22 protein-coding genes, 1 tRNA gene and 1 pseudogene are annotated in these 23632 nt (G+C 51.2%); 17 read left to right on the forward strand and 7 right to left on the reverse strand.

All coding sequences use genetic code 11. From position 1 onward, the window contains the following. Positions 1 to 15 precede the first annotated feature (15 nt). A complete protein-coding gene (locus tag ACIDE9_RS08105; protein WP_194753379.1) occupies positions 16 to 282 on the reverse strand; it encodes a SemiSWEET transporter in 267 nt (88 codons plus the stop codon). Continuing rightward, entirely contained in the window at positions 279 to 2312 is a 2034-nt protein-coding gene (uvrB, locus tag ACIDE9_RS08110; protein ID WP_411994025.1) for an excinuclease ABC subunit UvrB, read from the reverse strand. Before uvrB ends, ACIDE9_RS08105 begins: the two co-directional genes overlap by 4 nt. 182 nt (positions 2313 to 2494) lie before the next feature. Between uvrB and ACIDE9_RS08115 the strand changes: the two genes are divergently transcribed. Both ACIDE9_RS08115 and ACIDE9_RS08120 read left to right on the forward strand, forming a co-directional pair. After that, entirely contained in the window at positions 2495 to 3487 is a 993-nt protein-coding gene (locus ACIDE9_RS08115) for a trypsin-like peptidase domain-containing protein (RefSeq protein WP_411994026.1), read from the forward strand. Between the two features lie 139 nt (positions 3488 to 3626). Further along, positions 3627 to 4838 carry a pyridoxal phosphate-dependent aminotransferase gene (locus ACIDE9_RS08120; RefSeq protein ID WP_411994027.1) on the forward strand — a complete coding sequence of 404 codons (1212 nt, stop codon included), beginning with the start codon at positions 3627 to 3629 and terminating at the stop codon, positions 4836 to 4838. 65 nt (positions 4839 to 4903) lie between these two features. On the opposite strand, the gene ACIDE9_RS08125 is transcribed toward ACIDE9_RS08120, so the two are convergent. Next, a complete protein-coding gene (locus ACIDE9_RS08125; protein WP_411994028.1) occupies positions 4904 to 5443 on the reverse strand; it encodes a hypothetical protein in 540 nt (179 codons plus the stop codon). A gap of 221 nt (positions 5444 to 5664) precedes the next feature. Here ACIDE9_RS08125 and ACIDE9_RS08130 point away from each other — a divergent pair. Continuing rightward, a tRNA-Asn gene (locus tag ACIDE9_RS08130) sits at positions 5665 to 5740 on the forward strand. 100 nt (positions 5741 to 5840) lie between these two features. Here ACIDE9_RS08130 and ACIDE9_RS08135 read toward each other — a convergent pair. Next, positions 5841 to 7082 carry a type II toxin-antitoxin system HipA family toxin gene (locus ACIDE9_RS08135; RefSeq protein ID WP_411994029.1) on the reverse strand — a complete coding sequence of 414 codons (1242 nt, stop codon included), beginning with the start codon at positions 7080 to 7082 and terminating at the stop codon, positions 5841 to 5843. Continuing rightward, on the reverse strand, positions 7072 to 7416 hold the full coding sequence (locus tag ACIDE9_RS08140) for a helix-turn-helix domain-containing protein (RefSeq protein WP_411994030.1): 345 nt from the start codon (positions 7414 to 7416) through the stop codon (positions 7072 to 7074). Before ACIDE9_RS08140 ends, ACIDE9_RS08135 begins: the two co-directional genes overlap by 11 nt. A gap of 271 nt (positions 7417 to 7687) precedes the next feature. Here ACIDE9_RS08140 and ACIDE9_RS08145 point away from each other — a divergent pair, with 271 nt between their 5' ends. From ACIDE9_RS08145 to ACIDE9_RS08155, 3 genes are read left to right on the forward strand one after another with little or no spacing between them, the layout of a single operon-like run. Further along, positions 7688 to 9118 carry a cytochrome ubiquinol oxidase subunit I gene (locus tag ACIDE9_RS08145; protein WP_411994031.1) on the forward strand — a complete coding sequence of 477 codons (1431 nt, stop codon included), beginning with the start codon at positions 7688 to 7690 and terminating at the stop codon, positions 9116 to 9118. Continuing rightward, on the forward strand, positions 9119 to 10120 hold the full coding sequence (gene cydB, locus ACIDE9_RS08150; protein WP_411994032.1) for a cytochrome d ubiquinol oxidase subunit II: 1002 nt from the start codon (positions 9119 to 9121) through the stop codon (positions 10118 to 10120). Further along, a complete protein-coding gene (locus ACIDE9_RS08155; RefSeq protein WP_411994033.1) occupies positions 10104 to 10226 on the forward strand; it encodes a DUF2474 domain-containing protein in 123 nt (40 codons plus the stop codon). The genes cydB and ACIDE9_RS08155 overlap by 17 nt, the downstream gene beginning before the upstream one ends. 48 nt (positions 10227 to 10274) lie before the next feature. On the opposite strand, the gene ACIDE9_RS08160 is transcribed toward ACIDE9_RS08155, so the two are convergent. Continuing rightward, positions 10275 to 10859 carry a hemerythrin domain-containing protein gene (locus ACIDE9_RS08160; RefSeq protein ID WP_411994034.1) on the reverse strand — a complete coding sequence of 195 codons (585 nt, stop codon included), beginning with the start codon at positions 10857 to 10859 and terminating at the stop codon, positions 10275 to 10277. A 240-nt stretch (positions 10860 to 11099) separates the two neighbouring features. Between ACIDE9_RS08160 and ACIDE9_RS08165 the strand changes: the two genes are divergently transcribed. From ACIDE9_RS08165 to ACIDE9_RS08200, 8 genes are all read left to right on the forward strand, one after another. Then, positions 11100 to 12383 carry a PqiA/YebS family transporter subunit gene (locus ACIDE9_RS08165; RefSeq protein ID WP_411994035.1) on the forward strand — a complete coding sequence of 428 codons (1284 nt, stop codon included), beginning with the start codon at positions 11100 to 11102 and terminating at the stop codon, positions 12381 to 12383. After that, positions 12370 to 14043, forward strand: coding sequence for an intermembrane transport protein PqiB (gene pqiB, locus ACIDE9_RS08170; RefSeq protein WP_411994036.1), 1674 nt, complete (start codon positions 12370 to 12372; stop codon positions 14041 to 14043). The genes ACIDE9_RS08165 and pqiB overlap by 14 nt, the downstream gene beginning before the upstream one ends. A gap of 12 nt (positions 14044 to 14055) precedes the next feature. Continuing rightward, positions 14056 to 14658 (forward strand): membrane integrity-associated transporter subunit PqiC, encoded by a 603-nt coding sequence (locus ACIDE9_RS08175; protein WP_411994037.1) that lies wholly within the window; start codon positions 14056 to 14058, stop codon positions 14656 to 14658. 93 nt (positions 14659 to 14751) lie between these two features. Then, positions 14752 to 15249, forward strand: a complete 498-nt coding sequence (gene lysM, locus ACIDE9_RS08180; protein WP_194753321.1) for a peptidoglycan-binding protein LysM — start codon at positions 14752 to 14754, stop codon at positions 15247 to 15249. A gap of 49 nt (positions 15250 to 15298) precedes the next feature. Continuing rightward, positions 15299 to 15547 carry a hypothetical protein gene (locus ACIDE9_RS08185; RefSeq protein ID WP_411994038.1) on the forward strand — a complete coding sequence of 83 codons (249 nt, stop codon included), beginning with the start codon at positions 15299 to 15301 and terminating at the stop codon, positions 15545 to 15547. A gap of 166 nt (positions 15548 to 15713) precedes the next feature. Continuing rightward, positions 15714 to 17285 (forward strand): GGDEF domain-containing protein, encoded by a 1572-nt coding sequence (locus tag ACIDE9_RS08190; RefSeq protein ID WP_411994039.1) that lies wholly within the window; start codon positions 15714 to 15716, stop codon positions 17283 to 17285. 198 nt (positions 17286 to 17483) lie between these two features. Continuing rightward, complete coding sequence (locus ACIDE9_RS08195; RefSeq protein ID WP_411994040.1) at positions 17484 to 18689, forward strand: cation:proton antiporter; 1206 nt, start codon at positions 17484 to 17486, stop codon at positions 18687 to 18689. Between the two features lie 81 nt (positions 18690 to 18770). Further along, positions 18771 to 21014, forward strand: a complete 2244-nt coding sequence (locus tag ACIDE9_RS08200; protein WP_411994041.1) for an EAL domain-containing protein — start codon at positions 18771 to 18773, stop codon at positions 21012 to 21014. A 21-nt stretch (positions 21015 to 21035) separates the two neighbouring features. On the opposite strand, the gene ACIDE9_RS08205 is transcribed toward ACIDE9_RS08200, so the two are convergent. Continuing rightward, positions 21036 to 22208: an MFS transporter gene (locus ACIDE9_RS08205; RefSeq protein ID WP_411994050.1), complete on the reverse strand. Its 1173-nt coding sequence runs from the start codon at positions 22206 to 22208 to the stop codon at positions 21036 to 21038. A gap of 106 nt (positions 22209 to 22314) precedes the next feature. Between ACIDE9_RS08205 and ACIDE9_RS08210 the strand changes: the two genes are divergently transcribed. The 3 genes and pseudogenes from ACIDE9_RS08210 to ACIDE9_RS08220 all read left to right on the forward strand — a co-directional run bounded on the left by ACIDE9_RS08210 (position 22315) and on the right by ACIDE9_RS08220 (position 23577). Next, the gene (locus ACIDE9_RS08210; protein ID WP_411994042.1) at positions 22315 to 22833 is read left to right on the forward strand and encodes a MarR family winged helix-turn-helix transcriptional regulator; all 519 of its coding nucleotides are present in this window, start codon (positions 22315 to 22317) and stop codon (positions 22831 to 22833) included. A 34-nt stretch (positions 22834 to 22867) separates the two neighbouring features. Beyond that, a pseudogene (locus ACIDE9_RS08215) lies at positions 22868 to 23191 on the forward strand (manganese efflux pump); the annotation flags it as partial. 35 nt (positions 23192 to 23226) lie between these two features. Next, positions 23227 to 23577 (forward strand): hypothetical protein, encoded by a 351-nt coding sequence (locus tag ACIDE9_RS08220; protein ID WP_411994043.1) that lies wholly within the window; start codon positions 23227 to 23229, stop codon positions 23575 to 23577. Positions 23578 to 23632 lie beyond the last annotated feature (55 nt).

A 23632-nucleotide genomic window follows, 5' to 3' on the forward strand; every position in this document is an offset into this window, starting at 1 on the left:
AATAAAAAATCTGATTCAGCGTGCCAAGCATGATTTCAATTTTAACAACAGAACCACACTGGCCAACATCGCCGTGATCGCATTAGCAATAATGACCGGCCAATCCTGGATGAGGATGCCGTAAATCAGCCAAAGCAACACGCCGACGGTAAAAATCGTATACATAGGCAGTGAAATACCACTTAAGTCTCTGGTACGCCAGGATTGCACGACCTGTGGCACAAATGCTAGCGTAGTGCACACGGCAGCAATCGAGCCAATACAGAGATGGAAGGTGGTCATTTCAAATCTTCTACTTCGGCACCGAATGCCTGTAACTTAAGTTTTTTCAGCTGATCACGGTATTGCGCCGCTTTTTCAAACTCCAGGTTCTTGGCTGCATCATGCATGGCTTTTTCAATCCGCTTGAGCTCTTTGGTCAAGGTTTTTTCGCTCATGTTTTCGTAGCTGGCCTGCTCCTGCGCGGCCTTGCGTTCACGCTGGGCTTCGTCCTTATCGTAAACGCCATCAATAATATCCTTGATGCGTTTGGTCACGCCTTTAGGCGTGATGCCGTGTTCGGCATTAAATGCCAGTTGGATCTTGCGTCTGCGATCGGCTTCATCCATCGCCAGTTTCATGCTGCGGGTAATTTTGTTACCGTAAAAAATCACTTTGCCGTTGAGGTTGCGCGCTGCGCGGCCTGCGGTTTGGATCAATGACCGTTCAGAACGCAAGAAGCCTTCTTTGTCTGCATCCAGCACAGCCACCAGCGACACTTCTGGAATATCCAGGCCCTCGCGCAACAGGTTAATGCCCACCAGCACATCAAACTCGCCCAAACGCAAATCGCGGATAATTTCCACACGCTCTACGGTATCAATATCACTATGCAGATAGCGCACTTTGACGCCATGCTCGCTTAAGTAATCGGTCAAATCTTCGGCCATGCGCTTGGTGAGTGTGGTCGCCAGCACGCGTTCGCCCACCTCTACACGCAATTTAATTTCGCCCAGCAAATCATCCACTTGCGTATCAGCTGGTTTCACTGTGATCTCGGGGTCAACCAGGCCAGTCGGACGCGCGATCATCTCTACCACTTGCTGCTGGTGGTTTTTTTCATAATCTGCAGGCGTTGCTGACACAAACACGCACTGGCGCATAATGTGCTCAAACTCTTCAAACTTGAGCGGACGGTTATCCATGGCCGAAGGCAGCCGCCAACCATAATCGACCAGGTTGGATTTACGCGAGCGGTCACCTAAATACATGCCACCCACTTGCGGCACGGTGACGTGGCTTTCATCAATAATCATCAACGCATCTGCAGGCAGATAATCAATTAATGTGGGCGGTGGATTGCCTGGAGGACGGCCCGTTAAATGACGGCTGTAGTTCTCAATGCCTTTACAGAAGCCGATTTCATTGAGCATTTCCAGGTCAAAGCGTGTGCGCTGTTCAATACGCTGCGCTTCTACCAGCTTGTTTTCACTGAGGAAAAAGCTCACGCGCTGGCGCAGCTCTTCTTTAATCGTATCCATCGCCCGCACCGTGGCTTCACGCGCCGTCACATAATGGCTGGAAGGGAAAATACGGAAGTTATGGATTTTGTTAAACACCTGGCCGGTGAGCGGGTCAAACAACTGGATGCTCTCAATTTCATCATCAAACAGGCTGATGCGCACCGCTGTTTCACTGTTTTCTGACGGGAACACATCAATAATATCGCCACGCACCCTGAAACAACCACGGCTAAAGTCGAAATCGTTGCGGTCATACTGCATGTTAATCAGCTGCGTCACGATGTCTTTTTGCGCGACCTTTTTACCCTGGTGGATATGCAGCACCATGCCATGGTACTCACCCGGGTCACCTATACCGTAAATCGCCGACACCGTCGCCACGATCACCGTATCTTCGCGCTCCAGGATGGCTTTAGTCGCAGACAAGCGCATCTGCTCGATATGGTCGTTGATGCTGGAGTCTTTTTCAATAAACAGGTCGCGCGAAGGCACATAGGCTTCGGGCTGGTAGTAATCGTAATAACTGACGAAATACTCCACCGCATTATTGGGGAAAAACTCCCTGAATTCACTATAGAGCTGTGCCGCCAGTGTCTTGTTGGGGGCCATGACAATCGCCGGTTTACCCGTGCGTGCAATCACGTTAGCCATGGTGTAGGTTTTGCCTGACCCCGTCACGCCGAGCAAAGTTTGAAATTGCAGCCCCTCTTCAATGCCTTGCGTGAGCTTTTCAATCGCCTGTGGCTGATCGCCAGCAGGGGGAAACGGCTGGTGCAATTCGTATTTACTGCCAGGAAAAGTGACGATCACAAGAACAATCTGGAGACAAGAATGGTATAAATCATATTTTAACTGTTTTTGTGGTCACAGGCGCAGGATTTACAATTTTCGGAGATGCTTGCGGCCCGAACTTTTATCGCAAGAATCAGTCATTTTAAAAACATCAAAACGGGCACCTGGGGAATCACGTGAAACACTTGTTTTTAGCATGCATGTTACTCGGCACATCCGTTGCCAACGCCTATAACCAACAGGCCCTGATGGAAGCCTATTTTAGCGTCGTCATGATCCGTGGCTACAATCTGGATGGCGGCATGGCTTATGGTTCCGGCGTGGTGGTGGCAGACAATCAAGTGGTGACCAACTGCCATGTATTGCGTGCCACCAAACAACCTTGGGTATCACGCGGTGAGGACAGTTACCCGATTACCGACGTACGCGCCGACGCCTGGCACGACCTCTGCCTGGTCACCACCCACAACATGCCCTTTAAACCCGTGCAGCGCGGCAACAGCCTAACCCTCACGCGCGGGCAGGAAATCACCGCCATCGGCCACTCCAATGGCGTCCCGGCACCCATCACCTCCGTCGGTGAAATTCAGGGTCTCTACCCTACACAACCGGGCAATATGATACGCAGCAGCGCCAAGTTTCTCATGGGCGCCAGCGGTAGCGGCCTGTTTGACATGGAAGGCAGGCTGGTCGGCATCAACACTTTCAAAACTGCGGGCAATGGCGGCAGCATCCACTTTGCACTGCCTGTGGAATGGCTGGAAACCCTGGAAAAAATGCCTGCCAGCACAGAGTTTCCGGTACACGGCAAAGCGCTGTGGGAAGAAGATGAAGACAAAAAACCTTTTTATATGCGTGCCGCAGTGCCTGAGTCACGGCAAGACTGGGCAACCTTGCAAAAAGTGAGCACCTTATGGACGCAGCAAGAACCCACCAGCGCAGATGCCTGGTTTAGCCTGGGCCTGGCACAATTATCCTTAAAACAACTCACCTCGGCGGCCAGCGCCTTTGACCAGGCAGTCAGCCTGGACAAACAATTTGTCGAAGCCTGGTTCAAACGTGGTGAGGTCGCCCAGCAGCTCGGTGACCAGCAAACCGTGCATCAGATCGAGGCACAACTGCAGCAAATCGACCCCTTGTTGGTTTCCGTCTACCAGGCCTATCTCAGCTGCGAACAACATTGCCAGAAATAACGGCTTGATTATTTTGACAAAATAGCGTGCGCCAGCTTCCACAGCGGTGTTTTTTTGCGTAAAATATTGCGTTTTTCAATTTTTTGCAGGTCGCACTTAGCGGCCTGTTTGAGCATAGTCGACCAACAAGGAAGCAATCTTGAGCCAAGCTGCCGCCAACGTGCTGTCTGCACGCGTGTTATCCATTAAAGAATCCCCAACTTTGGCCATTACTGCCAAAGCTGCGAAATACAAATCCGAAGGTCGCCCGATTATTGCCCTGGCTGCTGGTGAGCCAGACTTTGATACGCCACAACATATTAAAGATGCAGCCAAGGCAGCGATTGATGCCGGTTACACCAAATACACGCCTGTCAGCGGCATTCCTGCGCTGAAAAAAGCCATTGTTAACAAGTTCAAAAATGAAAACGGTTTTGACTATGCCTTGAACGAAGTGATCGTCGGCGTGGGCGGTAAGCAAACTATTTTCAACCTGTGCCTGGCGGTATTGAATGCTGGCGATGAAGTGATTGTGCCAGCGCCTTACTGGGTGAGCTATGCCGATATCGCCATGGTCGCCGAAGCCAAACCGGTGATTCTCGAATGTGGCATTGAGCAAGGTTTTAAACCGCTGCCAGCACAACTCGAAGCGGCCATTAACGCTAAAACCAAGTTGGTCATGTTTAACTCCCCTTCCAACCCAACCGGCGCCGTCTATACCCTAGACGAATTAAAAGCCCTGGGGGAAGTGCTGCTGAAACACCCGCATGTGCTGGTTGCCACCGATGATATGTATGAGCACGTCAACCTGACGGGCGACAAATTCCATAACATCCTCAACGCAGCGCCAGGCCTCAAAGACCGTTGCATCGTGTTGAACGGCGTTTCAAAAGCCTACTCCATGACCGGCTGGCGTATTGGTTATGCTGCAGGCCCGGCTTACATTATTAAAGCCATGGAAATCCTGCAAAGCCAGTCCACCAGCAACCCGGCTTCAATTTCACAATATGCTGCCGAAGCAGCACTGAGTGGCTCACAAGACTGTATCAAGCCAATGGTAGCTGCCTTCCGTGAGCGCCATAAATATGTGGTAGACCGCTTTAACGCCATGCCAGGCCTGAGCTGTTTAATGGCCGGCGGTGCGTTCTATGCCTTCCCGGATGCACGTCAGGCCATCGCCAGCCTGCACCAGGCCGGCAAAATCAACGCAGCCACAGACATGGCATTAGCGGAATACCTGCTGGAAGAACACAATGTGGCCGTCGTGCCAGGTTCCGCTTTCGGCGCTGAAGGCTATTTCCGCATCTCATTCGCCACCAGCATGGAAAACCTGCGTGAAGCATTGGATCGTATTGAAAAAGCATTAAAGTAAGTAGCAAGCCAATGACTTACAATAAAAAAAGCGCCCTGGGGCGCTTTTTTTATTGGTGTGACAGATCAATCCTTAATAAAGTCTTTTAGCAGGCTTTGCTGCAATGCCACTTCACTCGGCAACCCGGTGTTCGCCATCAAACCAGCCACATCACTTGCCACCAAGCCTGCATGCCCACCAGCGGACGCAGAATGGTCCTGAATCAAATCCTCAATATGCAAAGCAACCGGCGCCTCAGCCGCAAATGCGCTAAAACCATCGCCCGCTGGCATCGCCCCCAGCAAAGCAGACAAATCCAGCACATCGTCTTTAGACTGAATCGCAGACAGCACCTGCTGCAATAACCACGGGTTCACCGCATCGTCACTGCTATCGGCCATAAAGTCAGCACTCAACTGCGTGTTCAAGGTGATGGTCTGCGACTCACTCACCTGCACCAGGCCACCCACAGTCGTTTCAACCGTCACAGCAGCACCGTGGCTGGTGACCAAACGATCGCCCTCACGCAACCAGTCGCCTGCTGCCAGACGATGATGCTGACCGCGGGCATCAATCACTTCTGCCACGCCATCCACACTCGCAATTTTTCCAACCATGGTTCGCATAGTATTCTCCTGACGCACATTATAAGTCAGCACCCTGACAAACCTGCCGCTGTCAAGGCCAGAGGCTCAGAATATTACAAAAATTTGCTTAAAACAGGGCGCGTGCAAGCCATTTCTAGCTGTCGATTTGTCAACTACAAAAAATATAAAATATTTCGCAAAAAGTGGTTGACCAAGGGGCGTGGTCTCAGTAATATAGCGCCTTCAAACGACGTACCGATTCCTCAATAGCTCAGTCGGTAGAGCGCCGGACTGTTAATCCGTAGGTCCCTGGTTCGAGCCCAGGTTGAGGAGCCAAATAAAAAAGGCCTTGCAGAAATGCAAGGCCTTTTGCTTTATTCGCCGTACTGAATAATGGTTTTCTAAAAAGACCACCTTTACCCCAGCTTCACGCAAGCTACTCCGCGTGAATAAAAGCCATCTGCCGATCCAAACACTGCTGCACTCTTCTCATCAGCACATCACTGCCACCTAACCTTTCAACAATAGGCAATAACTGTTGACGCGTTTTATCTTCAATATCGTCAATGATTGCTTTGGCAATATTTTCGTTAATACCGAAATGTGAAGCCGCACGTATGGCCAAGCTGAGCTTGGAAAGATTGTTGCCCGGGAAAATAGCCAGCGCCTGGTAATGGATGTTGCTGAGTTGCATTACCATGTCAAACGCGGGTGATAGTTGATATTGATTGCCTTTGACATGCAGCATGCCATGATTTTTGACGTGATCATCCGTATTGTCGATGATGAGGTTGAAGACCATTCTGCGGTACAGCTGATTTAAATCGTGCTCGGGGTTGGCCGAAATCTGCCTGATCACCTGCGCGAACTCAATATAACTGCCGCCATTTGAGTTGTAGGGGACATTAAGTAACGCAGATGCCGAGAGGTAATGTATGCGCGTTTCGTCATCCACCGTGCCAGCCCGGTCAAAACGTTGCACTAACAAAGCATACCCGCGATGTATCCGCTCCAGCTTGTGTGGAGGGACGTCTATGCCACAGAGTGCGGCCAGTGCCAGCACCGCGGCCTCAAGCAACTCTACATCGTGGTCATCGCTGCTTGCCGGAAATTTTGCAATCCACCTTTTATTATCGTGGATGAAATCCGCTTTGGGCCTGGCCCCACCCAGGCTGCCCCCTTTATTGAGCAGTCGACGCAGGTGCAACGGTATCTCCATGGCGACCTCTAGTCGCTTGACCGCCTCAGCCATTTCATCAAGTGAAAACAGTTCACTGTCGGCTGCTTGCAGTTGAATCGGCAAGGTCTCGGCGAAAGTCATTGCGCCAACGCGATTGGCGTTGGTGAGTAGCAATACATCAATATCATCGAGTGTGCGGCCCTGCTGCGACTCGAGCACCTTGCGGCCCCAGGCATCCGGCAACGCGTCACACAAAGTCAAAGGTAACGCGCCACCGTCACGCACGCGACGCTCGGCCACGCTGACGACTTCATTTTTAAGCGGTAGATGTAGCGGATTTAGTGCAAAGGCCTCAGGCGCCGCCAAAAATCCGGTGCCATAAGCCAATTGGCTGGACTCAATCACGCCTCTGCGCGCAAGTTTCAAAATCACCGCGGGCCTGACATCGTTATCGAACCTGGCAGCCAGGCCTATATAAATGGTGCGATTAGAAATCACGCTCGTCCTCTGAAATGAATGCGGCATCGGTTACGCCAGTTTTTTTTCTGGCGCGAATAGACGCACTAGCACTCACGGAGACAGGCGCAACAGCCTCCAGACTGTCCAATTGGCCAAACAGCCACAGTGCATTGGCAATAATGCCCACACTCGCGCTAGGCTTGCCAGCCTCAATCGCCCGGTAAGTATTCTGTGAACAGAGCAAGCGGGTTGACATCTCCTTCACTGTCCAGCCCAAAGCCACGCGGTTGGCACGCAGGCGCAAGCCTAGCGTTTCTAATGCCTTTAGCACATCCGGGTTAGCACTCGCTAGTGAATTTGTTTTTTTAGACATCAATAAATTAATATTTAATAGACTTAAAGTTCATTATATTGCGTTTTTATACGAAATCAATTCATTTTTAAGCAGCGTGATTAGGCCACATTTTGCATCATTCACAGGAATAGCCAGCCCGCCCGTAAAACTTATTGCCAGCAATACGAGTCAACGCTGATAATATTCCTCGGCGAGTTAATATTTCCTGGCGAGTAATTTCCACGCAAGTGAGCGCAAGCACGTGACGTCACGCCTATGCGAATATTGCCAGTGATGTAAAAGGATATGTATGTCTGATTTGGCATTGACCTTGGCCAGAATCCAGTTTGGGTTCACCATTTCGTTTCATATTGTGTTTCCGGCGATCACCATCGGCCTGGCCAGTTACCTGGCGGTGCTGGAGGCAAGCTGGTTAAAAACCAAAAATACGGTTTATCTGGACTTATATCATTTTTGGGTGAAGCTATTTTCTCTCTGTTTTGGCATGGGCGTGGTGTCTGGCCTGGTCATGGCCTATCAGTTCGGCACCAACTGGTCAGGGTTTTCAAGCGTCGCGGGCAGCGTCACCGGGCCATTGCTGGCTTATGAAGTGCTGACGGCCTTTTTTCTTGAAGCAGGATTTCTGGGCGTGATGTTGTTTGGCTGGAACAAGGTTGGCCCCACATTGCACTTTGCAGCCACCGTGATGGTAGCCATTGGTACGCTGGTCTCGGCCACCTGGATATTGGCCTCGAACAGCTGGATGCATACGCCACAGGGCTTCACATTGGTCGATGGCAAAGTGATTCCTGTTGACTGGTTCAAGATCATCTTTAACCCTTCTTTCCCCTACCGGCTGGTGCATATGGTCATAGGTGCTTACCTGGCAACGGCATTGTTTGTGGTTGCCTCTGGCGCCTGGCAATTACTGCGTGGCAAAGACAATGCCAGCGTCCGCAAAATGCTCTCTATGGGATTATGGTTGATTTTGCTGCTGGCGCCATTGCAAGTGGTGGTGGGCGACATGCATGGTTTAAACACCCTGAAACACCAGCCAGCAAAAATTGCTGCCATTGAAGCGCACTGGGAGAATAAAGGCGATGAAGCCACACCGTTAATACTATTAGCCTGGCCGGACATGGCGCAGGAAAAGAATCACTTTGCCTTAGAAATCCCCGTGTTAGGCAGTTTGATTTTACGCCATTCGCTCACTGCGCAGATCCCGGCACTCAAAGACTTTTCGCCGCAAGACAGGCCTAACGCCACCATTATTTTCTGGACCTTCCGCATCATGGTCGGTTTGGGCATGCTGATGATGTTGCTGGCCGCCACCTCATTATGGTTACGTTACAAAAAACAGCTATACCAACATAAGCCTTTCCTCACATTTGCCACCGCCATGGGCCCTGCCGGGGTGATTGCGATCCTGTCGGGCTGGTTTACCACAGAAATCGGCCGCCAGCCGTGGGTGGTGTATGGCGTGTTACGCACGGCAGATGCCGTGACACCGCATACCGCCAGTGAAGTCGGGCTAACCTTGGCTTTGTTCGTCATTATTTACCTGGCCGTATTTGGCATGGGCACGCTGTATGTATTGCGGCTGGTGAATATCGGGCCAAAAACGGATGAAGCGCTGCAAGGGGATGCCATCTCGGTGAACCCGGGCGTCGTGAATGCCTTTGCGCTGGCGCCAGAGTTTCATCCTGATGCCAAATCCCCCGCGACCGGAAAGGAAAAGTAAATGGACTTATCACTGGTATGGGCCATCATTATCCTGTTTGGCATCATGATGTATATCGTCATGGATGGCTTTGATCTGGGCATAGGCATCCTCTATCTTTTCTTTAAAGAAAAAGACGACCGTGACCTGATGATGAATACCGTCGCCCCGGTATGGGACGGCAACGAAACCTGGCTGGTGCTGGGCGGTGCAGGCTTGCTGGCCGCTTTCCCGCTGGCTTATGCGGTGATTTTAAGCGCCCTCTCCTTACCCTTGCTGTTGATGCTGATGGCATTGATTTTTCGCGGCGTGGCCTTCGAGTTCAGGTTTAGAGCCAAAGACACGGAAAGACACTTTTGGGACAAAGCGTTCTTATGCGGCTCAATCGCAGCGACTTTTTTCCAGGGCATGACGCTGGGCGCTTACTTGCAAGGCATTAAAATGGTCAACCAAGCCTATGCAGGTGGGCCGCTGGATTGGATTTCACCGTTCTCAATCTTTACCGGATTTGGTTTATTGTTCACCTATGCTTTATTAGGCAGCACTTGGCTCATTTTCAAAACCACAGGCGAACTGCAAGCCCGCTGTTACAAGCTGTCAAAGCACATTTCTATTATCTTGCTAGTCATTATTGGACTGATCAGCCTATGGACACCCTGGATGGATAGTCGCATCGCCGAGCGCTGGTTTAGTATGCCTAACCTGCTATGGCTATCGCCAGTCCCCTTGCTGGTCATTTTTTTCTTTTACAAATTGCAATGCGCACTTAAAGCCAAGGCTGAGACCAGCCCGTTTATGTATACGCTTGGCCTGGTGCTACTAGGCTATGCGGGCTTAGGCATCAGCATCTGGCCCAACATCATCCCGCCAGAAATGACCATACACGCGGCAGCCGCACCACCACAAAGCCAACAGTTTGCCCTCATTGGTGCCGTGATTATTATCCCGATTATCCTGGTCTATACCGCCTGGGGCTATTATGTGTTTCGTGGCAAAGTGAATAAAGATGAAGCCTATCATTAAGCGTCTGGGCTGGTTTGTGCTGATCTGGTTGGCCAGTATTGTGGCCTTGGCAACCGTCAGTCTACTCATAAAAGGATTGATGGTTGCGGCAGGCTGGCATACTTAAACTCAAACCATAAAAAAGGAGCCTAAGGCTCCTTTCTCACGAACGCCATTAATGCTGGCCAGCCAAGCCTAATTTGGCGCGTAGTTGCTGTGGCACAACCTCCCCGGCAGAATTACACAACTCTTTCATTAATGCCTGTTTACGCTGTCTTAATATCTCACCCATCTCTTTCAGGTTGAGTTTTTTCGACGCGCGTACCATGGGAAACATTTCGGTTTCCTCTTCCTCCACATGGTGGGCAATATATTCGCCCAACACTTTGACCTTGGCATCGTACATCTCATCTTGAGGATCCATGCTCTGAATCTGCCCAATCAGGTCTCTCGCACTATCATGCTCGACATTGGCTTCATTGAGCATATCGTCATCATGGGTAGCCTGACGGGCAGCCGGATAAAAGATTTCTTCCTCGGCAAGGGTGTGCGCAATCAACTCGGCACAGATTTGATTGGCGATTTTTACCTTACCGTGCATATCTGCTTGTTTGGCCAGTTTTTCATATTGGCTGAACAGTTTTTTAACCGCTGCATGGTCTTGCTTGAGCAGCACAATCACATCATGCCTGCCCCTACTCGTTTGTGCTCTGTTTGTCGTCGCCCGCTGGCCTGATTTCAAATGCGTTTCGGTTCTCATCACCTTCTCCAAAAATTGATAGAAAGCGTAATATTGAAACGAAATCTGGCGGCAATATAGGCAGCATAGACTGATAAAGCTGTCAGATACGCTTTACCAACCATTGGGCCACAATTGGCTTAACCAGCATGCAGCGGGATGGCCGAGGGAATTTTTCTTGCGTGTTCAAATCCAACCCGTTTACCATGCTCATGAAAAGCCAACTAAAATAGTCAGGTAAATCCACGCGCTATCCACCGCATGACAATGACCCAGCAACCTACCAAATGGAGAAGATTACGCGCCTGCCATGCCTGCGACATGGTCAGCGCGATCCCGGTGCTGCGCCCTGGTGAGCACGCCTGCTGCCCGCGTTGTGGACACGTGCTGGCCAGGCGTCACTTGCATCCGGTCCAGCGTAGCATTGCGTTAGCCATTAGTGCATTACTCACCTTACTGATTGCTGTCGCTTTCCCGTTTATCAGCATGGATACCAATGGCCTGGATAGCCAGATTGAGTTGCCCCAGACAGCCATCACCCTGGCGAATGTCCATCAGCCATTCGTGGCACTCATTGTCAGTTGTACTGCGTTTGTCCTGCCAGCCTTATATTTGATTGGGGTGATCCTCATGCAGGCCAATGTCCTGCGCAGGGTGCCGCGCGCTTACAGTGATGTCATTGCGCGCCTGTTTTCGCGCCTGCACCCCTGGATGATGGCCGATGTGTTTATGGTGGCCGCGCTGGTCAGCCTGGTGAAGTTGACCGACATTGGCGAGGTGCAGCTAGGCGCTTCATTCTGGGCCTATTGCGTGTTTGCGCTGCTGTTGCTAATGACCACGCGCTCAGTCGATATTGACTGGTTATGGTACCGGCTGGCTGGTGAGCCGCCGCCAGATACCAGCATTCATTGCGGCAGCAATGCGGCACAGCAACATGCCACCGGTTGCACTACTTGCGGTTTAATCAACACCCTCCCCGCCTCTATGACAGCAACGACTTATGCATGTAGCCGCTGTGGTAGCACCCTGCATATGCGCAAGCCCAACAGCCTGGAGTTTACCTGGGCATTATTAATCACCGCCGCAGTGCTCTACATCCCCGCCAATGCTTACCCGATGATGATCACCACTTCATTGGGACAGACACACTCGTCCACCATTATTGGCGGCATGCTGGAGCTATGGCAACATGGCTCAGAGCCGATTGCAGTGGTCATTTTTGTCGCCAGCGTACTGGTGCCGATTATTAAGATGCTCATACTGGTCTTACTCACCTGCCTGGCACAACATCCAGGCCCACTCAGTGCACAGCAAAAAACCAGGCTTTACCGCCTGACAGAACTCATAGGCCGCTGGTCCATGGTCGATGTATTTGTCGTCGCCATCATGGTTGCCTTGATACAATCAGGCAACCTGATGTCTGTGTTGCCAGGCCCGGCAGCACTGGCGTTTTGCGCGGTGGTGATTACTACCATGCTGGCTGCCATGGCGTTTGACCCGCGCCTGCTCTGGGACACCCAAGGAAACACGCATGACCGAGAATAATCAAGAGAATTCCCAAGAAAATACCCAGCTGCTGGCCAAAGTCAGCAAACAGGCACGGCTGTCACCCATCTGGATCGTCCCTATCGTCGCCCTGCTCATCGGCTTGTGGCTCATTTACGACAACTACACCAAGGCGGGCAAGCAAATCACCCTGTCACTCACCAATGCCGAGGGCATAGAGGCAGGCAAAACCAAAATCAAGGTGCATAGCGTAGATATCGGCCTGGTGGAACAAGTCACGCTGTCAGAAGACCTCACCCATATTGAAGTACTGGCGCGCATTACGCCTAAAGCACAGCCCATGCTGGTCAAAGACACCCAGTTGTGGGTGGTCAAGCCACGCATCGGGCTAGAAGGCATCAGCGGCCTGAATACGGTGATTTCCGGGTCTTATATTCAATTGCAACCGGGCAAAAGCCAGGAAGAAACCGACCAGTTCACCGTGCTGGATCAACCGCCGATTTCACTCAATGGTGCGCAGGGTGTGCACGTTAACCTGATCGGCAAAGTCGGAAACTCTTTGCGCGTGGGTGATCCGGTGAGTTATCAGGGCTTACGCGTAGGCCGTGTGGTCAGTGCCACTTTTGACCCCAAGCAACGCCAGATGCAACATGAACTCTTTGTCGAACATCCTTACGATGTGCTGGTCACCGACAACACACGCTTTTGGACCACCGTGGGCATTGATGTCAAACTGGATTCCGAAGGCTTTAAGGCCAATATTCCAACCGTGGAGTCTCTCATCGCAGGTGGCGTCAGTTTCGGCCATGTCGATGACAGGCCGATGGGCAAACCGGTGCGCTCCGAGGCCACCTTTGAACTGTTTGCCAATGAAGAGGCGGCACGCCAGCAAACCTACGACCAATACCTGGAATATGTGCTACTGGTAGATGACACCGTACGCGGCCTATCCAAAGGCGCGCCGGTAGAATTCCGCGGCTTGCGTGTGGGCACAGTGATGAATGTGCCGTGGAAATTTAACTCGCCAGAACGTAAAAAAGACTTCCGTTACGCCATCCCGGTGTTGATCCACCTGGAACCTGGCCGCCTAGCCGATAATGACAAGGCTGACCTGGAAGAATGGAAAACCCGCATCGCGCAGATGTTGCAGCGAGGCCTGCATGCCACCCTTAAATCCGGCAACCTGATTACGGGCTCGGTATTTGTTGACCTCAATATGGACGGACACGGCCCTAAGGCTTACAAGCGCGAGCGTTTTGAAGGATTGCCAGTGATGCCAACCACCTCGACTAACCTGGCCCAGATTGAACAAAAACTGTCTGACCTGCTGGATAAACTCAATGGTTTGAAAGTCGAACCGGTCTTGTCCGGCCTGGATAAAAACCTGCAGCAGTCTGAAAAAACCATGCAGGAAATCCGTGCCCTGAGCCAGCAAGTGAACCAACTGCTCAGCCAGCCTGACTTGCAGCAGATGCCAGCCAATATCAACCAGACCATGCAGGACCTGCGCACGACATTAAAAGGCTTGTCGCCAGAATCGCCGGCCTACCAGGAACTCACCACCACCCTGCAACGCCTGGATAAAGCCTTGCGTGATATCCAGCCGCTGGCGCGCACCTTGAATGAGCAGCCAAATGCCATCCTGTTTGACCGCAAACCAGCTAACGACCCAGTGCCAATGGCGCCGGCAGCCCCGTAAGGAACGCGACTGATGACAAAAACAATACAATTACGATTTGGGCTGGCGGTATTGCTGGGACTCAGCTTAAGCGGCTGCTTCAAATCCAACCCACCGGTGAAAACCGAACGTTACAGCCTGCCGGAAGTCACAACGCCGCAGCCTGCCACCACGAAAACGCCCACACTGACGCGCACCCTCGCACTTGGCCGTCTCCAGTTGGCCGATTACCTGGATACAGACCGCATCATCATCCAGACCGACGATATCACCATGCAGCCAGCACGTGACCATCTTTGGGTAGACAACCTGTCGCAGGAGTTACGACGCGGCCTGCGCGCACGCCTCGCCAGCCGATTAGGAAATACCCTTGTGGTTGACCCGCAACCTGGCTTGCCCGCCGCCAACACCCTGCACCTGACCATAGAGCAGTTTCACGGGCAGATGCGCGGTTATGCCGTCCTCAGCGGGCAATGGCAACTTATCAGCGCCAATCAGGTGGCAGGCCCCAGCCGGGCATTCAAGTTCAGCACACCGTTGGCTGAAAACGGTTATCCAGCCTTGGTACGTGCCTTGGGCCAGGATCTGGACCTGCTGAGTGAGCAAATTGTCAGCCAGTTACAAACTTTGCCCTAGCAACGACATTTTTAAGCTCAACGGGTAGTGACCGCGGCGCCAATTTGCTATGATGAAATTTCTTTTCATAAAATAACAAGTCAGGAGCAAGTGATGGGATTATTTTCTTTTATCAAAGAAGCAGGTGAAAAACTATTTGGCGCCGGAGAAGCCAAAGCCGCACAGGAAACAGCAAGCAAGGCACCTACCCCGGTAAACGTTGACGCGGCTAACGCGGCCGCGGCCAAAGCCATTCAAAGCTATATTGCCAAAAACAATTTACCGACCACCGGCTATGATGTGAAGTTTGATGGCGCCAGTGGCACCGTGATCGTACAAGGCAATATTGATACGCAAGAAAATAAAGAAAAAATCTTGCTCTGCTGTGGCAATGTCGCGGGTGTTGAGGCGGTACAAGACCAGCTTCACGTCCCCAGCCCAGCACCTGAAGCCAGGTTTTACACGGTGGTGAAAGGGGATACCTTGTCTAAAGTCGCCAAAGAAATGTATGGCAATGCCAATAGCTATATGAAAATTTTCGAGGCCAATCGCCCTATGCTCAACCATCCAGACAAAATCTATCCTGGCCAGGTCTTGCGTATCCCAGATTAAACATCTCACATCACAATAGCTAATCACTCATCTTATAAAGGACACGACTATGTCATCATTCATTCGTTTATTACTGATTGCTACCTTGAGCAGCACGCTGTTGGTGGCTTGCGGTGACAAAGAGCCACAGATTGAACAAGCCATTGAATCTGCACAAGAACATGCTGACACAGCGGCCAGCGAAGCCAAAGATGCCGCAGCTGATGCCGTCAAGGCAGCGAAGGAAGCAGCGGCTGCCGCTGAGCAGCAAGCCGCCGAAACGGCAGACGCAGCGAAAGCCGCTGTCGAAGATAAATAAGCATTTTATAGCCTGCTTGCAACCCGCATTTATGCGGGTTTTTTATTGGCTATTTGCCACACGTTAGTTAGTAATTCTTTGCCTTATTTAATGCTTGCTCACGTCCGCCCTACGGAATGTTTCATGTACACTGCGTCGAGATTTGATACTTTACTGGACAATAGGCTTGCAACGTTTCTTATTCTGGATGCTGATTGCGTTATGGGTTTCCCTGATGCCGCAGGCCTCAGCAGCCGCGCCGACCCTGCTTGGCACGACCTGCATGAACAGCAAAGGGGTGATTGTTGCCAGCATTCCGCTGCAAGGCGGTAAATTCGTCTGCCAAAGCGTGTTGAATATTTCACATGCCGACCAGTATGTGATTGACTTCAAAAACACCTCGACCATCGCGCATTTTCAACATGAAATCACCGACAGCAACCAACAAACCAGCATTATCAAAGGTGGTTTAAGCAGTCCGGAAAGCGATCCTTTCATGCTCAGGCATGGCCGTATTATTCACCTGACGCCTGGTACTTACCGGTTGATCACCTGGCTGCAATCTCCTTATTACCTGGCACAACCTGAAGTGTTTGTCTCTGAACTGGCCAGCTACCAGCAGCAGGTCAACTTCACCAGCGCGACCAGCCTGTTGCTGCTCGGTGTGCTATTAGGTATCTTCACCTATTATGCAGCAATAGGCGCCGCCCCCGGCCATGCGACCGAGCGTATGTACGCCCTGTTTATCCTCGGCAACCTGGTTTTCCAAAGTGCGGCGCTGGGTGCCTTTAAACAGTTGTTTGAATGGCATTGGTTCTACCTCACCAGCTTGCCTATTCTGTTCTCCAACCTGGCTTATGTCAGCTTTGTCTGCCACTTGCTGGGCATCAACCCGTTGCACCATCCAAAGCTTTACCATCTGTCCCTGCTAGCCCGCATCGCCCTGCTGGCCCTGCTGGTCACAGCCATGATCTTCCCTAACTGGATGCTGGAAATGGATAGATTTGGCGTGGCCATTTTCCTGACATTTGGCCTGATCTGTGGCATCAGGCTCAGTTTAAAAAAACACCGCATTGCCCAACTCTACCTGATTGCCATCACCGTCTTTGGTGTACTGGGGGGATTATCCATCACGGCAGAACGCCTGACTTCCAACGCCTGGACCATAGAACAACTCGGCCTGATCGCCGTTGCGGTCGAAGCCATCATGCTCTCGCTACTGGTTGCTTTCCAGATTAACCGGTTGCATAAAGAAAAAGAGCACATGCTGGCTGAACTGCAAAGCACACGCTCATTAGCCATGACAGACAGGCTCACGGAAATGCCGAACCGGCATGCGCTTGAGAACCAAATGCTGCAGTTTCCAGAGCATGGTTGCTTGATGTTTCTAGACATGGATAACCTTAAGTATGTGAACGACCATTTCGGCCACGAGGCTGGCGATCATTTATTAAAAAGCTTCAGCCAGATCCTCTCCAAAAAACTGGATATCCACGGCCAGTTATATCGCCTGGGTGGCGATGAATTTGCCATCGTGTGCCATGAGGATGATGTGGAATGGTGCCAGCATCAGCTTGAATACACACATCTGCAAATGCAGAAAGAAGGGTTTGTCAGCGCTGGCGCCAGCATGGGCGTCGTCTTTGCCCATGAAGCCAGCAATACCGAAGAACTGATGCGCATTGCCGACAAACGCATGTACGCCAACAAACGTTCGCGCAAAAACCGCAAAGAAATGATACAAGTGCTCGCCAACTAAGGCTGACAGCTGCACTCTGCTTTACCTTCCTCAGCGTTGAATCACCTGTTTTTTTTACAAACTAGGCGTGCCATTGCCTGTATAAATGATTTACACTCTAAATAATTATACATTCATGAATGTATTTTTATTGTGCGTCCCCACATGCAGAACCATCCAACGCTGGCGGCTGTCTGGTAACAAAACAAAGAGAGAATCATGCCTTTATTGACTACCCTGCTTATCCTCATCGTCACCGCCCGCCTGCTAGGCCAGGTATTCAGCCGCTTTAACCAACCGGCGATTATTGGTGAAATGCTGGCCGGGGTGATTCTGGGCCCCAGCATTCTCAACCTGATTGCGCCAACCCCGGCGCTATCAGGCATCTCTGAGTTCGCCGTGTTTTTGATCGTGCTTTCTGCAGGTCTGGAGATGAACTTCAAGGAAGTGATCGATTCCATGCGCGGCAAAGGCGTGGTCATTGCCCTGTTAGGATTTTTACTACCACTCACCGGTGGCATCCTGGTGGGCATAGGCTTTGGCCTCGATGTCAGCCGCACGATTTTTCTTGGCTTGTGCGTGTCGATTACGGCACTGCCAGTCACCGTCAGCATCTTGCAGAGCTTTAAATTACTGGACTCCAACATCGCGCGCTACTCGGTCGCTACCGCTATTTTTAACGATATTGCTGCCCTGCTGGTATTGGGCGTGATTCTTAACCTGCCGGAACAAAAATCCTACCAGGCCGTGGGCGGTGCTATTTTCCATGCCAGTTGGAAGCTGATCCTGCTGATTGTACTCATTGTCAGCGTCAGCTTGCTGATTAAAAAAGTCATTGAAAAAGGCATCAGCATAGACCAGTGGTCAGAAAAGCTGGTGGAATTGATAGGCAACGAAGCCCTCTTCGGCCTGCTATTGCTGCTGGTGCTGATATTCGGCTCGGTCAGTGCTGCGCTGGGCTTCCATTTCGTCATAGGCGCATTTTTTGGCGCTCTGCTCATAGACCGCAAGTTCTTCCTGCCCGCTCGCTACAAAGAGCTCGAGTTAACCCTGAGCTCAATTACAGGTGGATTCTTGGCACCGGTATTTTTTGCCTACCTTGGCCTGGAGTTCAAAATGCAAGTCATCGACTCATTCTGGTTTGTCGCGGTCGTGCTCGCCGTGTCTATCGTGACCAAAATCCTCGCTGGCTGGCTGGGTGGCCGCCTCATCGGCCTCTCTAAAAGCGACTCACTAGGCATAGGCTTTATCCTCAATGGCCGTGGCGTCATGGAGCTGGTCATTGCCAGCATCGCCTACGACCGCGGCTTTATTGGCCAGGACCTGTTCTCGGTGCTGGTGCTGATGGGTGTGGTGACCACCATGATTACGCCACTGATGTTCCGCAAATGGGTGATGCCGCAACTGGAAAACCGGACTCGCTAACATCAAACCTATTGACATCAATTGACAAAAAGAGAACACTAATTAGCAAACAAACCATTCTATAAAAGACTGGATACTCCTTTGAGCGCACACCCTACTGCTTCATCGGTTCAACATGTCAACCCAATAGACAGCGGGCCGCTGTCTATTGCGGAGCAAAACCAGCTGCTCACCTTACAACGCGCCATCCTGGAGTCAGTCGCACGCGGCGCAGATCACATGGAAGTGATCAACCAAATCTGCCGCCTGGCCGAAAACCTGCTCACCAATGCCTTCAGCTCTGTCATGCTGATGGATGACAATAACGAATTGCTCAACGTCTACGCCGCACCCAGCCTCACCCTGGCACAAATCCACAAAATCAACGGTTTGCGCCCCAGCCCAGGTGGCGGCTCTTGCGGCAATGTGATTTACCAGCAAAAAGTGCAATATGTCAGTAATACCTTTACCGACGAACGCTGGCAAGATATCCGCCACCTGGCCTATGAGTTTGACGTCAGATCCTGCTGGTCTATCCCAATTTTTTCCGCCGAAAACAAGGTCATTGGTACCTTCGCCCTCTCCAGCTTTGAGCACCGTGAGCCAGGCCAGTTTCACCGCATGCTGCTAGAAATCGGCTCAGCCATCATAGGGATCGTGCTCAACCGCAATAAATCACAAGAGAGCCTGCGCCAGTTTGAAAAAGTGTTTGAAGGCAGTGAGCAAGGCATTATGGTGACCGATGTACGCCAGGTGATTTTGTCTGTGAATCCGGCATTTACCAAGATGCAAGGCTTTACCCTGGATGACATTAAGGGCAAAACGCCTAAAGTCCTTTCCTCCGGCCTGCACGATGCAGGTTTCTACCGCAACCTGTGGGAGAGTGTCACCAACTTTGGCCATTGGCGTGGTGAAATCTGGAACCGGCGCAAAAACGGCGAAGTGTTCCCCGAGTGGCTCTCTATTACCGAAGTCAAAAATACCGCCGGAGAAGTCACGCATTACGTAGGCACCTTCAGTGATATCAGTGACCTCAAGTCGGCACAAAAAGAGATTCAGTATTTATCCTCACATGACGCCCTGACCGGCCTGCCAGACATTACCCTGTTCCGCGACAGGCTGGAAAACGCCATTTCCATGGCGGCTACGGCCAATAGCAACATTGGCGTACTCGCGCTCAACCTGGATAACTTCAAGTTCCTCAATGACTCACTAGGCTATGCCTCGGGCGACAAGCTGCTGAGACTATTTGCCGAGCGCCTCAAAGCCTGCTTGCGCGAGACTGACAGCATCTGCCGCCACGGCGGCGATGAATTCATTATCCTGCTCAATCATATGCACGATGATGAGTCCATCAGCTACATTGTAGATACGCTGCTCAACGAAATCTCGTCGCCATTCGCCTTTGCCGGTAACAATATTTCCACCTCCTGCTCAGTCGGTGTCGCCGTCTACCCCACCGATGGCAACGACTTTGAAAAATTGTTTGGCCGCGCGCGTAAAGCCATGTCGCAAGCCAAAGAAGAAGGCCGTAACACGGCCCGTTTCTTTACTGAGAAACTGAATACTGACAGCCTGCACTACCTCAACATCGCCTACGGCCTGCGCGAAGCCCTCGCCCACCACCAGTTTGAGCTACATTACCAGCCGCAAATTAACCTCAGCAGCGCCCAAGTCATTGGCGCCGAAGCGCTGATTCGCTGGCGTCATCCACACAACGGCATGCAACCTCCGGCACAATTTATCGCCATTGCCGAGCAGACCGGCCTAATTGTCGAGATTGGTGAGTGGGTGATAGAAGAAGCCTGCCGCCAGGCCATGGAATGGCAAAAGAACGGCCTGCCACCGCTCAGCATTGCCGTCAACGTCTCTGCCGTTCAATTCCGCCGCGGCAACCTTGATAAGGTGATTATCAAAGCCCTGGAAAGAACCGGCCTCGAACCACGCCTGCTAGAACTCGAACTCACTGAGTCTATTTTGCTCGAAGATATAGACCACCTGCTCGCCCAGCTCGATGTGCTGAAACAGCTAGGGGTGAAACTCGCCATCGATGATTTCGGCACTGGCTACTCCAGCCTCGCCTACCTCAAACGATTCAATATCGACCGCCTCAAAATCGACCAATCGTTTGTGCGTGATATCAACACCGACCCCAACGACGCCGCCATTGTGCGCGCCATTGTGCAGATGGCACATACCTTGAATTTAGAAGTGATCGCCGAAGGCGTAGAAGATGAAGCCATGCTCAAGCATTTGCGTGAATCCGGCTGTGATGAAGTACAAGGATATTTGTTCTCTAAGCCGCTGCCTGCGCACGCGTTTGAAGCATTTATAAACAGCCGCTAATCCAGTGTGAGCCGCAACGCATTAGCCAGCAAATGCCTTGTGATAACTTGCCGGGGAGAATCGTACGGCAAGCAAAGTGATAAGGAACACGGCCACAAATACGCCCATCCATGCCCACGACAAGTGCGTAAATTCGCGCTTCACCCAACCCGCTAAGAATGGCATCAAACTGGCGATCATATAACCGCCACCTTGCACAAAAGCCGCCAGATCGCCAGAAAACCTGGGATCATCCAAATGATCCATCGCCAAAATCAGTGATAACGGAAATAACGCACCTACCCCCAAGCCTAGCAACACCATGGCCACGAATGCCATGCTGATAGGTGCCACAACCATCACCGCCAACCCGGCCAACGTGCAACCCAAAGCGGTAAAGAGCAATGGGCGGCGATCATGATATTTGCCCACCACGGCTGAAACAATCACTCCCGCAATCACCTCGGTTAATGTCAAACCCGCCAATATATCTCCGGCTAACTGGCGGCTCTGGCCGAGCTCGACATAGAACGGCGGCAACCAGGCAAGAATCAGCGTATATACACCTGTGCCAATGCCGAAAAACAGCATCAGCGCCCAAGCTCTGCTATAGCGCCAAAACTGCATGGGCGCATGCTGCGTTTGAATGACTGCAGGCCGTTTACGCGGTGCCGTAGCAGTAATCCAGGCAATCAATGCCACCACTGCTGGCAACGCCCACCAAGCCAAGGTGTGCTGCCAACCCAGCGTTTCATTCAGCCGGGCCGCGCTCGCGGCGGCCACAGCAGCCCCGCCCATAATGCCGGTGGTATACAAACCCATCATGCGGCCAGTGGCTGCCCCAAAGTGCCCTTTGATCAAGCCGGGCAATAATGCCTGCACCAGCGCAACCCCTACCCCAACCACTGCAGCACTGGCTAACATAGCCAACGCGGAATCCCAATAACCGCGAGCGGCACAAGCCAGCATAATCAATATTACCCCTAAGGTAACACCGTTCACCTCACCCAACTTTTGACGTAAAGACTGCGACAACAACGCCCCCAGGCCCATTAAAAATACAGGCAACGTGGTCAGCAAACCCGCCCCTGTCGCATCCAGGCCAGTGCCTTGTTGAATCAAATCCAACAACGGGCCAAGTGCCGCCATCGCCGGACGTAAATTGACGGCGACTAACAGAATTGCAACCATCAGCCACCAGCGCCCTGCTTTCATCACACACGCCTCCCACAGTAGGTTAATATCACATTTATCTTGAGTTCAAGATATATTCAGACTACGGTTAATTTATCTTGAAGTCAAGATAAATGCAGGAGCAAACATGCGCAAAAAAGAAGATGCCGTCGACCACATCATGAACCAATGGCGACGCGAACGCCCCGACCTCGACCCAAGCCCCATGGGCTTAATTGGCCGCCTCGCGCGCTGCGAAATGCTGCTCAGGCGCAAGCTAGACCAGACCTTTGAACACTTTGGCATGACCAGTTGGGAATTTGATGTGCTAGCAACGCTTAGGCGCGCTGGCCCTCCTTACAGCCTGGCCCCAACTGCCCTCTACTCTTCCCTCATGGTCACCTCAGGCACCATGACGCATAGGCTACAACGGTTGGAAAAAGTCGGGCTAGTGGAGCGCGTCAAAAGCAGTGAAGACCTGCGCAGCATGCTTGTGCAACTCACAGAAGCTGGACTAAACCTGATCAATCAAGCAGTGGAAGCGCACATCGCCAATGAGAAAGCCATACTCGACTCATTACCCGCTGAATCACGTAAGCAATTGGATAACCATTTGGTGACGATGCTAGCGGTACTGGAAACATCGATGGATGAGCCAACAACATAAACGCTTTTAACCAGCAGAACCCGAAGCAGAAAAACCCACCAAGCACTCCTTCTACATCCTCGCCCTCACCGCAGTTGCCACCAGCATAGATGCCATGGCCGTGGGCTTCAGCCTGGCGTTTATGGATGTGAATATATTCATTACAGCGGCAGCCATTGGTTTAGCCACATTTACCATGGTGACCATCGGCGTGATGCTTGGGCGTGTATTAGGCTTAATGTTTGGGAAACGCTTGGAGATAGTTAGCGGCTTGCACTCATTACCAATAGGTCTTATATTCTTTAGGGCATTTTTCTACTTGATCTGTACAAGCTGCATTAGTAGCACATTTGGATTAATATCGAATAGATATCTATGATTTCATAAACTTCAATCTTCTAGAAAACTTACTTAATGAAAACTACTAAAATAAGAAATCAGCTACTAGTATTAAGCATAATATTGCTTAGCTTAATTATTTTAAATTCAGCCGATTCAAAAGAAGTAAGCAATACTAAAGAGATTGATGAGCTCTCTAAAAAAGTGGAGACTCTAGAATTAAAAATGCAAACATCTCTTGAGCATAACGAAAAAATAATTCAAACAAAAATTGAATTAACTCAAGCTATAGCAAATGAGGCCAAGACAAGAACTGAAGTAGCAAATTATTGGCTAAATCTAATCACGATTTTCTTGAGTGCTATAACTTTAATGACTGTAGTGATTCCATTTATATTACAAAGTGAATCGCCACTAACTTTGTAGACACTGTTCAGCCGATTGATTGAACTGCTTTTCAAAGTCTATCGGAGATAGCAAG

Origin of the sequence: Methylophilus sp. 'Pure River' (assembly GCF_046765995.1) — a bacterium.
GTDB lineage: Bacteria > Pseudomonadota > Gammaproteobacteria > Burkholderiales > Methylophilaceae > Methylophilus.